At 69.7% G+C, this 13,396-nt stretch carries 10 protein-coding genes; 4 read left to right on the top strand and 6 right to left on the bottom strand.

The window, feature by feature from the left end; genetic code table 11:
- Window positions 1–169 precede the first annotated feature (169 nt).
- Window positions 170–2,230 carry a glycosyltransferase family 39 protein gene (locus tag D7X99_RS26370; protein ID WP_121780196.1) on the top strand — a complete coding sequence of 687 codons (2,061 nt, stop codon included), beginning with the start codon at window positions 170–172 and terminating at the stop codon, window positions 2,228–2,230.
- 41 nt (window positions 2,231–2,271) lie between these two features.
- Window positions 2,272–3,813, top strand: coding sequence for a hypothetical protein (locus tag D7X99_RS26365; protein WP_147476272.1), 1,542 nt, complete (start codon window positions 2,272–2,274; stop codon window positions 3,811–3,813).
- Between the two features lie 12 nt (window positions 3,814–3,825).
- Here D7X99_RS26365 and D7X99_RS26360 read toward each other — a convergent pair whose 3' ends face one another.
- Window positions 3,826–4,623 (bottom strand): LytTR family DNA-binding domain-containing protein, encoded by a 798-nt coding sequence (locus D7X99_RS26360; RefSeq protein WP_121780194.1) that lies wholly within the window; start codon window positions 4,621–4,623, stop codon window positions 3,826–3,828.
- Complete coding sequence (locus D7X99_RS26355; RefSeq protein WP_121780193.1) at window positions 4,616–5,653, bottom strand: sensor histidine kinase; 1,038 nt, start codon at window positions 5,651–5,653, stop codon at window positions 4,616–4,618. The genes D7X99_RS26360 and D7X99_RS26355 overlap by 8 nt, the downstream gene beginning before the upstream one ends.
- Window positions 5,654–5,871: 218 nt before the next feature.
- Between D7X99_RS26355 and D7X99_RS26350 the strand changes: the two genes are divergently transcribed.
- Window positions 5,872–6,834 (top strand): hypothetical protein, encoded by a 963-nt coding sequence (locus tag D7X99_RS26350; RefSeq protein ID WP_147476271.1) that lies wholly within the window; start codon window positions 5,872–5,874, stop codon window positions 6,832–6,834.
- A 33-nt stretch (window positions 6,835–6,867) separates the two neighbouring features.
- On the opposite strand, the gene D7X99_RS26345 is transcribed toward D7X99_RS26350, so the two are convergent.
- Together D7X99_RS26345 and D7X99_RS26340 are read right to left on the bottom strand one after the other, a co-directional pair.
- Complete coding sequence (locus D7X99_RS26345) at window positions 6,868–8,622, bottom strand: SBBP repeat-containing protein (RefSeq protein ID WP_121780191.1); 1,755 nt, start codon at window positions 8,620–8,622, stop codon at window positions 6,868–6,870.
- 236 nt (window positions 8,623–8,858) lie between these two features.
- Window positions 8,859–10,799, bottom strand: a complete 1,941-nt coding sequence (locus D7X99_RS26340) for a M61 family metallopeptidase (protein WP_158627074.1) — start codon at window positions 10,797–10,799, stop codon at window positions 8,859–8,861.
- A gap of 114 nt (window positions 10,800–10,913) precedes the next feature.
- Between D7X99_RS26340 and D7X99_RS26330 the strand changes: the two genes are divergently transcribed.
- On the top strand, window positions 10,914–11,825 hold the full coding sequence (locus tag D7X99_RS26330; protein WP_121780188.1) for a LysR substrate-binding domain-containing protein: 912 nt from the start codon (window positions 10,914–10,916) through the stop codon (window positions 11,823–11,825).
- A 22-nt stretch (window positions 11,826–11,847) separates the two neighbouring features.
- Here the strand turns inward: D7X99_RS26330 and D7X99_RS26325 are convergent, their stop codons facing one another.
- Entirely contained in the window at window positions 11,848–12,390 is a 543-nt protein-coding gene (locus D7X99_RS26325) for a biotin transporter BioY (RefSeq protein WP_233613740.1), read from the bottom strand.
- Window positions 12,391–12,475: 85 nt separating this feature from the next.
- On the bottom strand, window positions 12,476–13,228 hold the full coding sequence (locus D7X99_RS26320) for an alpha/beta fold hydrolase (RefSeq protein WP_121780186.1): 753 nt from the start codon (window positions 13,226–13,228) through the stop codon (window positions 12,476–12,478).
- Window positions 13,229–13,396: the final 168 nt, after the last annotated feature.

Below are 13,396 nucleotides of genomic sequence, written 5' to 3'. Positions count from 1 at the left end.
ACCCCGCCCGTCCCATGAGCACGCGGGAGGGGATTGGGCCCGAAACCGGGGGCGGACACACGGTCCGGACCTGCGGCGTCTGGTCCGTTCCTGCTCCGGAATCGGCTCGGGCGGCCGCTCCTGCGCGGCTTGCGGTCCCAGGGCGTGGGTGGTGAATTGCCCCCTTCCGATGAACGCCCCCCTCCAGACCTACCGCGCCCCTGACCCGTACCGGACGAAGTTCGACGGCCTGATTGTCGTGGCGCTCGTGGTGTGGGGGCTCGCGCAGCTGGCGCCGCATCTGGCCCATCCCGCCATCTACAACTGGGACGAGGCGATGCATCAGGCCGCCGCGCGCGGCACGCACGACACCTTCTTCACGCCGCACATCTACAAGGACCCGCTCTACCCGAGCGACATCCGGCACTGGTGGGCCGCGAACGTCTGGATGCACAAGCCCACGGGCCCCTTCTGGTTCGGGGCGCTGATGATGCACGTCGTGGGCGTGACGCCGCTCGCGCTGCGGCTGGCCTCGCTCCTGGGCCACCTGGCCGCGGGGGCCGCCATCTACCTCATCGCCAGACGGCCCGCGGGGCGGCTGTGGGCCACGCTGGCGGCGGTGGGGTTCCTGGCGCTGCCCTTCGGTTGGCAGTTGGTGCAGGGGCGCTTCTTCGGGGACGTGACGGACTGCACGCTGGCGGGGTGCAACGCCGTGGCGGTGGCGCTGCTCTTCCACGCCACCCGGGAGAACTCCTGGCGGTGGGGGCTCGCGGCGGGAGCGGTGGTGGGGCTGGGCTACCTCTGCAAGACGGGGCTCGCGTTGACGCCGCTGGGCGTGGCCGCGACGCTGTGGGGCCTGAGCCGCCTGCGCTTCTGTCCGGGCCCGAGGTTCACCACGGTGCTGGCCATGGTGGCCGCGGCCGGAGTGGTGGCGGCGCCGTGGAGCCTCTACTCCGGGTGGCGCTGGCCGGAGCTGCATGACCTGGAGTCGCGCGTCACTCGAGCGCACCTCTTCCATGATCCGACCGTGGACGTGGGCCCCTGGCGCCGCCCGCTGGACGCCGTCCTCAACGAGGTCAACCGCACGAGCTTCCAGCCGCTCCCGAACGTGCTGCCCCTGGTCGCGTTCTGCTGGCTGCTGGTGCGCGCCGTGCGCAAGCGGGACCTGGAGACGGTGGGGCTCGCGCTGTGGGTGGGCGCGACATGGCTCGTCCTGTCGCTGGGCACGGTGAAGGTCCCGGCCATTGCCTGGGGCGCCGTGCCCGCGGTCCTCGCCGCGCTGGCCATCGCGGGCTCGGACGCGTGGCGCCATCCGACGCTCGCGGCGCTGTTGCTGGCGGCGCTCGGCACGCCGCTGGCCATGGAGCACCTGCCCGCGCTGACCCGCATGCGCGAGTCGCTCCCCGCGTCCTGGGACCAGACGCGGACGCTTCCGGGGCTCGCCGAAGGGCTGGTGATGGTCTTCTTCGCGGGGGCGATGACCGCCGTGGTGTGGCGGCTGGCGCGCCAACCCGAATGGATGACCGGGGTGCTGGGGCTCGCGGCGTCGGGCGTGCTCGCCTGGCACCTGGCCATCACGCTGCCGGTGGAGAAGGCGCGCTACGAGGACGCGCACCTCGAAGAGCTGTACGTCAGCTATTCGCGCGAGGTGGGCCTGGCGCTGTCCCGGAACACGCCGAAGCGCAGCGTCGTCTTCGCCGCGCTGGACTCGGACCCGCCGCTCAACTTCGAGAACCTGAACCTCATGTTCTGGAGCGGGCGCATGACGTACCGGCGGGCTCCGGACGTGGCCCTCGCGCACGAGCGCGGGTATCACCCGTACCTCGTCTCGCCGCTCGCGGAGCCCTACGCGCCCGTGCCCGGGGTGCCGCCCCAGGCCGCGCTGCGGGCCTATGACCTGGACGCGCCGCTACCCCAGCCCGCGCCCCTGCCTGACGGCATCACGCCCCTGTCCGTGCGGCAGGGGAACCTGGAGGTGCTCGGGTTCGCGTCGCGGAGCCTGGGCCATGGCATTGAGCGCTACGCCTTCTATGTCCGGGCGCTCGGCGTGCCACAGACGCTGCGGGTCACCTTCCACGGCCCCGACGGCATCGTGGAGCGGGTGTTGGAGCCAGGGGTGACGCTGCGCAGGCCCCAGGCCCTGGTGGGCGCTGCGTGGTTCATCCTGCCCGCGCTGGGGCCGTCCCGCGCGAAGGTGACACACCTGGAGTTCGGCGCCGTGGGGCAGCGCGTGGCCGTGTCTCCTCCCTGAGCCGCAAAGACATTTCGGGTGCATGCGTTTGCATTTCACCCATGCGCCATCCCGTTCGGACCCTCCTGCTGACCTGCGTCTGTATCCTGGTCGCCTGCAAGCCTCGCGACCCATGGATTACTCCCACCCCCATCCCTCCTGGATATGACTTTCCAGGCAGCCGGGAGGAAATCCAGCAGTGGGCGGACGCGTGGAACACCGCCCGCATCACCCCCAAGGCCTGGAACCTCTGGGCCGGTCTGCATGCCGATTCCGGACAGGCCTACCCGGGGACCGGGCTCCCCATGCCCGTCTGGGACACCTGGAATGGCGAGGAGCTCTTCCCGGCCCCGGATCAGCCAACGCCAGACGTGTCGCGGCGCAAGGCCACCCATGGCTTCCACGGGCCCCGCCAGTTCCACCATCCCGCGGGCTCGGGCCCGGTCGTCACCCCCACCGACCAGCTCGTCTCCTTCAACAAGTTCAATCCGGAGATGGCCGCGTACCTGACGCAGGGGCATCCGGTCGCGCCGGGGGGACCGGCGTTTTTCTACAACCGGTTCACCAGCCTGGCCGACCTCAACAGCCAGTGGCCGGCGAATACACCCACCGCGCAGCGGACGGTGCAGCAGGCGCCGTACACCGCGCCCTCCGCGGGGAACCGGGGCTCGGCGGCCATGGAGCTCAAGCCCGTGCTGTACCTGGTGAAGAAGCACAAGCCCACGCCAGTGCCCGTGTGGAGGGGCCTCGCGGGCAGCGTCAACTCAGACACTACGTGCACGCCCGAGCAACAAGAGGCGGACAAGTGCCATCCCACGCCCTCGCTGTGGCTGACGTGCGCCATCGTGGACCCCACGGCGCCGGCGGATGCTCCCATCACGGAGGCCACCGCCGAGCAGATCCAGGGCGTGGAGCCACTCATCGACCAGGTGAACAGCGCCCATCCCGGGTCCGCGATCCTCAGCTGCGAGCACTACCTGCACACGCCGCTCTCCGCCCTCTACTCCTTCCAGATGACGGCCGACGAAGCCAAGGCCTTCAACAGCACCACCATCGAAGGGCTCGAGGCGGAAGCGGGCGACTACGCCGTGCTCACGGCGATGCACGTCAACACCAAGGAGCTCGTCAACTGGACGTGGCAGACCTTCTGGTGGCAGCCCGGCAGCGACGCGCCGGATGACTTTCCCGGAAGCAAGAAGGGGATGACGGACAAGGTCACGGGGGCGGGGCGCAACTATGCGATGTGCACCGCCTACAACCAGACCCAGGGCAGGGGGAGCAGCAAGATGACCGTCTGTTTCAACCCCTACCTGGAGACCTCACCGAACATCCCCGTGGGCGTCCAGAGCAACTGCATGACGTGTCATGGCACCGCGGCCGTGGCCAGCGCCTTCGCGAACACCGCCAGCAGTCCGCCCGCGGCGTGGGTGCTCCAGACGCCCTCGTATCCCTGTGATTACAAGGCGCCCATCAACTTCGCCACGTACCCCTGGTTCGCGGGCTTCACGACCACGGACTTCTCCTGGACGATTCCGGCGGATCCCCAGCCGCTTCCGCAGAACCCGAACAACCTTCCTTCCCCAGCGACGTTGAACTGTCCTTGACGGTGCACGGGGTCAGAACGACTGACGCAGCAGGGCCTCCACGGCGGCCTTGCGGTTGGGGCTCAGCCGCAGGCGTGTGCCATCGCGCAGCACCACGACCCAGCCCTTGTCCACGTCGGGCTCCATCTCGCGGATGCGGTCCACGTTGACCAGCAGCGAGCGGTGGATGCGCACGAAGCGGCGCGGATTCAGCCACTGCTCCACCTGGTTCAGCGTCTCGCGGAGCATGGGCGAACGGGTGCCCGCGTGGAGGATGACGTAGTTGCCTTCCGCCTCGCACCAGTCCAGCTCCTCGACGGGAATCAGCAGCACCTTGCCGCCTGTCTTCACCGCGATGCGCTCCACCGGTTCGGGCGGCGGCGGTGGGGGCCGGTGCTGTTCGAGCAGCGCGGACAGATGCCGCAGCAACTCCTGGTCCTTCCCCTGGGCGCGCTGGCGCCGTGCGCGGTCCAGCGCGTCCCGGAAGCGCGAGTCGCTGAAGGGCTTGAGCAGGTAGTCCAGCGCGTTCGTTTCAAAGGCACGCACCGCGTACTGGTCGAAGGCGGTCACGAAGATGACGGGCGGCATCCGCTCCACGCCCACTTCGCGCAGCACGTCGAAGCCATCACACCCGGGCATCTGCACGTCCAGGAAGACGAGGTCCGGCCGCTCCCGCAGGATGACCGCGATGGCGTCTTGCCCTCCCTCGCACTCCTGCACGGCGGTGACGTCGGGGGCCTGGGCCAGCAGGTGCGTCACGTTGCTCCGGGCCAGCGGCTCGTCATCCACCACCAGGACCCGCCACCCTCCGCCACGCTGTGGCTCACCCATGGCGCGACTCCACGAACGGCAACTCCACCCTCGCGACCACGCCGCCCTCCGGCAGGTCCTCCAACACCAGTCCATACCGCTCGCCGTAGAGTTGCTGGATGCGGGCACGGGTGTTGTTCACGCCGATGCCCGTGCCCCGGACTCCTCCCGAGCGCAGTCCGGGCCCGTCATTCATCACCTCGAGCAACAGCCGGTCGCCCCGGCGTTCGGAGCGCACGTGGACCTGGCCTTGGGCCTCGCTGCGGGCGATGCCGTGCTTGATGGCGTTCTCCACCAGGGGCTGGAGGATGAGCGCGGGCACCCGGGCCTTCAGCGTGTCCGGCGCCGGTGAGAACTGGATGGAGAGGTTTGGGCCGAACCGGAGTTGCTCGATGCCCAGGAAGCGGCGCACCAGCTCCAGCTCGTCCTCCAGCCGCACCTCATGGTCGCCCTGGCCCTCCAGGCTCACGCGCAGCAGGTGCCCCAGATCCGCGAGCGCCTCCACGGCCTCGGGGTTGCGCTGCTGGCGGATCAACCCCGTCACCGCGTTCAGGGTGTTGAAGAGGAAGTGCGGGTCCAACTGCGCACGCAGCGCCTGCAAACGGGACTCCGCGAGTTGGAGCGCGAGTCGCGATTGGGCAAGCTCCCGCTCGCGCAGACGCCGTGTGGTCCGCAGCGCTGTCCAGGCCGCGAGGAAGAGCAGGTATTCGAAGAAGCCCACCGCGCCGCGTTCGAGCAGCAGGCCCCACAACCCCTGGGGGAAGGACCTGCCGTGTGCGTTCCATTGTTGGAGCGCCGCGAGGACCGGCGAGAGCAGCAGCACGTGAAGCTGGACGAAGCCCACCCCGGCCACGAGCAGCACTCCCAGGCGGCGGGCCACGTGGGGGCTTTCGAGCGGCACGCGCTGGAAGACCGCCAGCACCAGCGGCCCGAGCAGCGCCCACGCGCTGTAGGGCACCAGCTCCAGGGCGAACTTGAGGAGGAAATCGCGAGGCTCCACCGCATAGGCGCGCAGCGCGTGGGGAAGGGCGCCGAGGACTCCCGCGGCCATGCCCAGCGCCCAGACCCTGGGAGTCGAACGCAGACTGTGATTCCTCTCGTGCAAGCCTCGCAGCGTAGCGGAGGAAGCGGGTTCCGCTATGCTTTCCCCAAACCGTGACGCAACGCCTTCCAGACCGAGACCCCGAGGACGCCCCGCCCGAACGCCGCGGCGGCACGCTGTACGTCCAAGGCGAAGAGGAGGCAGAGCCGGTCCCGGAGCGCCGCCGCGTGTCCACGGTGCTGACCGCCCTGCTGGTGGCCGCCGGCCTCGCGCTGCCTGGCGTGGCGGTCTTCCTCCGGAACTCCACGACCGCCCCTCCTCGCCAGGAACCCACGATGGAAACGCCACGCCCCCCGGAGGAAACCGCGCCTCCCGCCAGGAGCCCGACGCCCGCGGCGGTGGAGCCGGCGGTCCCTCCGCCCCTGGACCCGCTCCTGCCCACCCAACCGGAGCAGGTGCCTCGGACGCGCGCCCTCGTCGAGGACACGAGCCTCCCGCCACTGGCGCGTTCAGCGGCGGCACTGCGCCTGCTGGATGCCCATTGGATGAGGGAGCGCTGGCGCTCGCTGGCTCGCGACGCGGAGCGCGTCACCCAGCTGGACCTGCCGCGTTTCAAGGAGCGTCTCCCCGATGAACAGGCCCGCTGGACGCTCATCATGGCCCTGTGGAACCTGAGGGAGTGGGACCGGATGACGAAGGAGGGGGAGACCTTCCTGCGGCTGTACCCGGAAAGTCCCATGGCCGGCTCGGTCGGGCTCCAGATGCGCAACGTCGTCTACAACCGCGACTACGAACGACAGTCCCAGAAGGACAACACGGAGACGCTTCGCAAGGCGGAGTCGCAAGCGGCCCAGGACATCGCCGAGCGGGAGAAGCGTGGTGAGCCCACGGAGCCCGTCCGCCGCAAGCTGGCCCTGCTGCGTTGCACCGTCCCCACGGGGATGTTCCACCAGGAGGCGCTCACGGCCTGCCGGGCGTTCCAGACGGAGTTCGGGGTCGGGTCCACGCCGGTGGAGCTCAATGAGTACCGGGACGCGCGGGGCCTGGAGATCCGCGCGCTCGTCGGCTTGCGCCGCTACACCGAGGCGCGGAAGGAGCTCGCCGCCTTCCTCGCGTCCGATCCCGAGGGAGACCAGCGGATCAACGCAGGGGCCGTCGTCAGGGGGCTGGCCCCCGACGCGGAGGAGTGACGGCACGGCCTTCGTGCCGCCACCCTCCAGGGACTACTGCGCCGGGAGCCTCGACACGAACGTGCCCGGGTCACCGGCCGACGCGTTGCCGTCGAGGACGCCGGTGAAGTAGCCGCCCAGGTAGATGTTCCCGGCTTCGTCCAGGTTCAGCCCGTTGCTGTAGACAGGCGACGCAGCCCCCGCGTTCGTCGCCGCGTTCTGCTGCACCAGCCACTGCCGGGTGCCCGCCGTGTTGAACTTCGCGACGTAGGGGTGCGCCACGCTGAACGTGGAGTTGGTGGGATTGCCCACGTCCCCCTGTCCATGGCCGGTCAGGTACACCCCCGTGTTGTCGATGAAGATTCGGGTGCCCCAGACCCATCTGTTGGAGCCGATTTCCCGGGTCCACAGCAGCGTGCCCGCGCTGTCGTACTTGGCCAGGTAGGCATCCACGCCGGGCGTGCCGTTCGGGTTCCCTCCCAGACCGCCGCCGCTGTAGCCCGCCAGATAGACATTGCCAGCGGCATCGGTCGCCGAGCCATAAAGCCAGACACTGTTCCCCGGGGACCCGAGCTGCCGGGTCCACTGCTTCACGCCCGCGGCGTCGTACTTCACGATGAAGGCGTCCTGGGCGCCCGTGAGGGTGTTTCCATCCAGTCCTCCCGTGGTCCACCCGGAGACGTAGACGTTGCCCGCCGCGTCGGCCGCGGCCCTGCGCGCGTGCGTGGTCGCGCTCAGCTTGCCCAACTGGCGGGTCCACTGCTTGACGCCCGTGGAGTCGAACTTGGTGACGAAGGCGTCGAAGGTACCGATGCGCGTGTTCCCATCCACGCCGCCGTTGGCGGAGCCGGCCAGGAAGGAGTTGCCCATATCATCCACCGCGGCGGCGTAGCCCTCCGTGAGGACGCCCGGACCGCCGACCTGCCGGGTCCACTGACGGACGCCGGTGTAGCGGTACTTCGTCAGGAAGGCATCCCGCTCGCCCACGAGCGGCGAGCCATCGAGCGACCCGCTCGTGAAGCCGGCCACGAACAGCTCCTCCCAGGTGCTGTTGCGCGCGATGTCGTAACCCAGGGTGACGCCCCCCGGGACGCCGATCTGCTTCGACCACACGACGTTGCCGTTCCAGTCGCGCGCGTGGAGGAAGGCGTCCATCAGGCCCACCATCGGGTTGCCCAGCAGTCCGCCCGTCGTGATGCCCGCGGCGTAGGAGCGTCCGGCCGGGTCTCCGGCCATTCCCTGCACCTGGGCCCAGGACCCAGCGGCGCCCGCGCTCCGCGTCCAGAGGGCGGTGACAGGGGTGTAGGGTCCGGCGTTCGCGCAGTGGATCAGTTCCAGCTGGCGCATGGAGACGACCTCGATGCCCGTGCGAGCGTCGTTGTCGTCCGTCACGTTCAGCCGGAAATAGGTGTTTGTCGCGGGGGTGGCGAGCGTGAACTCACGCCGCTCGTAGCCGGCCCAGTTCGTCTGATTGGTGCGGGTATCGATGGCCTCCCAGGTCAAGCCGTTCCAGGCCTGCAGCGTCCAGTTCTTGGGGGCGCGCGAGGTGAGGGTCGAGCCGTTGTGGAAGACGATGGCATAGCGATGGATGGTGACGTTGTTCGCGGGCATCTGGTAGCCGATCCACGCGGGCGTGTTGCCCCGCGCGGAGATCCACATCGACGTGGAGGAGGGGTCGTCGAAGGCCTTCCAGGCCTCGTACTCCGCGCTGTACGCGCTGGAGCGCGTGACGACGCCGGCTGGTGTCGTCGAGCCCGTCATGACGGGCATCACGTTGACGCAGGTGAGCTCCTGCGCGACGGTGCCCATGCTGGCCTCCGGTGGGTCTTCTCCCTGACAACCTGGAAGGGACGTCAGGACCAGCGCGCTCGCGAGAACGGAATTTCGGATGTTCACGGTGACTCCTCGGGACGCGTGCGGACAGCCGCACGGCGCACCGGGAGATACCGGCCTGCTCCCTTTCACCCGGGCGTTATGTGACGAAACCGCCGGCGCGCGGGACGAGACCGCCGTGTGCTGGGATGAAACCGGTGGGCCTCGCGGAGTCAGTCTCGCGGCGCCAGGATTTCATCTAGGAGCGCCGGTGTGCCCTCGACCCGCCGCAGCCGGGGGTAGCGCAAGCCTTCATGCCAGGGAATGAGGGCGGAGCGCGTGGCCGTGCCCTGGCGCCAGGAGAGCCGCAAGGGCTGCTGGTGCGCGGTGGCCTTGACGGCGTCCTTCAGCCGTTGCGCGTCGTAGGGGCTCCCGTTCACGGCCGTCACCACCGCGCCGGGCAGCAGGCCCACCTCGAAGGCCGGCCTCTCCCAATCCACCCGGAGCACCTTTCCGTCCTTCGCGAGTGTCATGCCGAGGGAGTTGCCGAGGTCCACGTTCCCGCTCGCCGCTTCGGCGCGCCGGACGGCATCCGTGGGTTGCTCGCCCCAGGTGAGCGCGTAGCCGCCTCGTGTGATTCCCTCCAGGGGCGGGGCGTCGTGCATCTCTTCAATCCGGGAGCGGAAGAAGCCTGCCCAGTCATGGGGTTGGATGTCATTGAGCGTGGTGACGATGTCTTCCAGCGTGTACGTCATCGTCACCTGGCTGTCCGGGCGCACGCCGAAGAACGCGCGAGCGAAGTCATCCAGTGACTTGCGGCCGCCACTGCGCTCCCGAATGAGCGTGTCGGCCTCCAGCCAGATCAACTGGCCCTCGGAGTAGGCATCGAACATGTCGCGCTGCCAGCCCTTCCAGGAGAGCGGCTTGCGGCGCTGCACGATGGCGTCGTTCGTCACGTCCCGGAGCGGGCGCCAGCGCCGGCCGGGGCGGCTGGCCATGGCCGCCGCGTTCGCGGCCAGGTCATCGAGCGCGTCCTCCCGCGTCCACAAACCCGCCCGGGTGGTGAGCACGTCCTGCCAGTATGAGGTCAATCCCTCGAACACCCAGAGCAGCGAATCGCGCTCCGGCGTGTTGAAGTTCGGCGTCCACATCTCCGCGGGGCGGCGGAAGAGGCCGTTCCACGAATGGACGAACCCATGCGCCAGCCGGCCCCGGTGCCCGGGCCGGTCCTTCCAGGTCGTGAAGAAGTCGGCGGGTACGGCGTTCTCGCCCGAGCGGAGGTGTTCGAAGTAGCTGGGGCCGAAGCCGTCCGCCAGCCAGACCATCAGGTCGTACTGGTCATAGTGTCGCGAGCCGAAGAGCCGGTAGGCCTGTTGCACCAGCGCCTGGTAGCCCTGGACGAAGCCGGGAGGCGGTTCGAGGCTCGCGGCGTCGTCGGCGACGATGTTCACGTGGACCGGGACGGGGTCCTCGCTCAACAGGATGCGTTTGAAGGCGCGGCCGGCAATCACGGGCGAGTCGACCAGCGTGTCCAGCGTCACCGGCTGAAACCGGACCTCATCGCCCTCCCGTTGGGCGACGGTCAGCGGCGAGGCGAACTCCCACGCGGGCGGCAGCTTCACGCTGGCCACACAGGTGATGCGCCGGGCGTAATGGCCCGCGGGATACAGCACCAGGTTGTGCCATTGCAGATCCATCATCGTGGACGTGGCCACCACCGGGCCCACGCGCGGCTCCGTGGCACCAAGGAACTGGAAGTGCACGTCGATGGACGTCACTCCGGCGGGGATGTCGATGTGGAACGCCGCGACCTGGACGGCGTCGCGGGTCCACGCAAGGACTCTCTTCCCTGCCTGGACCTTCAGCCCCGCGAGTCCGTCCAACTGCCCGGTGGGCCCATGGTCCCCTGGAAGCCACTGCGGAAAGAACAGCGTCAACCGCCTTCCAGGCGTGACCGGGAGGGTTTCCGTGACGCGGAAGAGACCGCGCGCCGTGTCGGTGGCATCGACGCGCAGTCGAATGGTGCCGGGGAAGGGCGTGTCTCGCGGCGCCGCGATGGGCGGTGGCGTGGGCGCGGGTTGGGGCAGCGGCCAGGACGGGGACGCGGAGGGGGCCTGCGCGTGCGCCGCCGCCGAAACCATCCAGACGGCCACCGTGGCGACAACGAATGGCATGACCCTGACGCTTCGAGGATGGGCGGGAGAGGCCGGCATGACCGGCGTCGTATCCCGGACCCGCCTTGCCGAAAAATCCGAAGTCTGGAAGCCTGGGTTCGAGGAAATCGAACGATGCTCCCCCGGATCAACCTGGACATGGATGTCTTGCGGACGTTCGTGACGGCCTTCGAGCTGGGCAGCTTCGCCCGGGCCGCCGCACGAGTGGGCCGGTCGCCGTCAGCGGTGAGTTCCCAACTGCGCAAGCTGGAGGAGCAGGTGGGCCGCGCGCTGGTCGAACGCTCCGGAAGAGGCCTGGTCCTGACCGAGGCGGGGGAGGTGCTGCTGGGCCGCGCGCGGCGGATCCTCGAATTGAATGATCAGACCGTGGACAGCTTGCGAGGCAGCGAGTTGGAGGGAGAGGTCCGTCTGGGCTTGCCGCAGGACTTCGCTGAAACCTGGCTGCCCCGGGTGCTCAGCGCCTTCGCGCGCGCGCATCCGGCGGTGCGCATCGAGGTGCGTACCGAGCGCAACGCTCAACTCGTCAACCACGTCATGACGGGCAAGCTGGACCTCGCGCTCGCCTGGAGCAGTGGGGCGCGGGGATGCAGTGAGCGCGTCGCCGAGCTGCCGCTCGTGTGGATTGGCCCGTCTGGCTGGCAGGGCATGGAGGGTCGCGGCCAGCCGCTGCCGCTCATCGCCTTCGAAGCGCCATGCGTCTTCCGGGAGGCCTGCACGACCGCCCTGGACCGGAAGGGGCTCGCCTGGCGGATCGCGTTCGCGAGCCCGAGCCTCGCGGGCCTCTGGGCGGCGGCCGAGGCAGGGCTGGGCGTGACGCTGCGGACGGCCTTCGGTCTGCCGAAGACGCTGGCCGTGCTGGAGCCCGGCCTCTCGGGCCTGCCCGCGCTGGGGAGCATTCCGGTGTACCTGCTCAGGGCCGAACGGGAGCCGAGCGAGACCGTGGCCCAACTGGCGGGCATCCTGCGTGAAGCGCTCGCGCAAGAGCTGACGACGCCCCGGCGTTCACGGCCGCGCGGCGCGGGCTGACGCCCACCCCGTCCGCGCCGCTTCAGGGCGCGCGAGGCCGCGTGTATTTCCAGGCGAGGGGAATGATCACACCCGCGATGACGGCCTTGAGCACTCCCCCGGGGATGAAGGGAACGAAGCCCTTCTGGAAGGCCGTGGCGAAGTCGAGCCCGGCCTTCACGTGGAGCCACGACACGCCGATGAGCAGGACCAGGAGCTGGCCCGCGAGGAAGAGCGGAACCGCCGTCCACCACCGCCGGTCATATCCATGGCGCGCCGCGAGGCCCACGAGGAACGCGGCGGGGAGGAAGCCCACCAGGAAGCCGCCCGTCGGACCGGCGAGCGCTCCCCATCCGCTGGCGCCCTTCGCGAAGAAGGGCAGTCCCACCGCGCCCAGAAGGAGATAGGCGACCTGCGCGGCAAGGCCACGCCCGGGGCCGAGCGCCGCCGCCGTGAGGACGACCGCGAGCGTCTGTCCCGTGATGGGCACGGGTGAGCCCGGCACGGAGATGGAGACCTGGGCGAAGAGCGCGGTGCACAGCGCAGCGCCCAGGACGAGCGCGGCTTCCCGTGCGCGCGTGCGCACGAAGCGGTCAGCCAGGACGTGAGAGGGGAGGGGAGACACGGGTCGATGCTCGGCGAGGACGTAGGCTGGTGCAAGACCTGGGGGCTCAGGGACGAGGCGTCATCCGGGCGACCAGCGCGCGCATTGCGGAAGCCACGGCGTCCGGGCGTTCCATCCAGGGGAAGTGCGCGGCGCCCTCCACCCGCTGGTGGAGGATGTGCGGCCCCTGGAACGCGGGCTGCGACCAGGGCGTCTGCTGGACGATGCGGTCCTCGGCGCCGCTGATGATGAGCGTGGGCAGGGAGCGCGGCCACCAGGTGTGGACGTACGTCTCGTCGAAGTTCCGGTCGGACCAGTCCACCGCCGCGCGGTTGTAGGGCATCCGCCGCAACAGCTCGCGCCCCGCTGCGACGCTCTCCGGCGTGAAGTTCCACTCCGCCGACGCCACCGCGATGTCGCGGAGCCGTTCATCCGTGCGCTCGGCTTCATAACGCCGGGTCGCGGCGTCGACCTCGGGCAGGGGATGGCGCTGGGTCATCTCGAAGAACGGCGCACGCCAGTTCGCGTCCGGCGCCGTGCTCACGAGCACCAGGCCCACGAGGAGCGACTCCAGTTCCGGCACGGACAGCAGATACATGCCGCCCGTGGAGTGCCCCAGATAGACACAGTTCGGAAGTGCCTGGGCGGCCTCGATGAGAACCCTCGGCCACACGTCGTAGGGATTCTCGGACGCACCGGGAGGAGAGACGTTGGACCCGTCTCCCGGCAGGTCCACCATCCAGCAGGTCCCGGGAACGTCCAACGCGTCCGCCAGGCCGAACAGGCTCTCGGAGCCAATCCCCGGCCCGCCCGGGAGCATCAGCCAGTTGAAGGCGCCTGGACGAGAACCCCGCCGCCGGAGCCGAACGCCTGATGCCGTGAAGAACGCTTCCGCCTGGGGGTTCAAGGACACGGGACGCAGGGTCACAGTCAACCCTCGCGGCGTCAACGCAGGAGTCGTCGCATCCCACGGGCGTCATGAAACGGC

This window comes from Corallococcus sp. AB032C (assembly GCF_003668935.1).
Classification (GTDB): Bacteria; Myxococcota; Myxococcia; order Myxococcales; family Myxococcaceae; genus Corallococcus; species Corallococcus exiguus.
This window is presented reverse-complemented; position numbering and strand designations above follow the sequence as displayed.

Coding starts and splice junctions, on each gene's coding strand:
- D7X99_RS26345 (WP_121780191.1), bottom strand. CDS start 8,622: ATGGGCACCGTCGCGCAGGAGCTCACCTGCGTCAACGTGATGCCCGTC.
- D7X99_RS26370 (WP_121780196.1), top strand. CDS start 170: ATGAACGCCCCCCTCCAGACCTACCGCGCCCCTGACCCGTACCGGACG.
- D7X99_RS26360 (WP_121780194.1), bottom strand. CDS start 4,623: ATGGGTGAGCCACAGCGTGGCGGAGGGTGGCGGGTCCTGGTGGTGGAT.
- D7X99_RS26365 (WP_147476272.1), top strand. CDS start 2,272: ATGCGCCATCCCGTTCGGACCCTCCTGCTGACCTGCGTCTGTATCCTG.
- D7X99_RS26340 (WP_158627074.1), bottom strand. CDS start 10,799: ATGCCATTCGTTGTCGCCACGGTGGCCGTCTGGATGGTTTCGGCGGCG.
- D7X99_RS26320 (WP_121780186.1), bottom strand. CDS start 13,228: ATGCTCCCGGGCGGGCCGGGGATTGGCTCCGAGAGCCTGTTCGGCCTG.
- D7X99_RS26330 (WP_121780188.1), top strand. CDS start 10,914: ATGCTCCCCCGGATCAACCTGGACATGGATGTCTTGCGGACGTTCGTG.
- D7X99_RS26355 (WP_121780193.1), bottom strand. CDS start 5,653: ATGGCCGCGGGAGTCCTCGGCGCCCTTCCCCACGCGCTGCGCGCCTAT.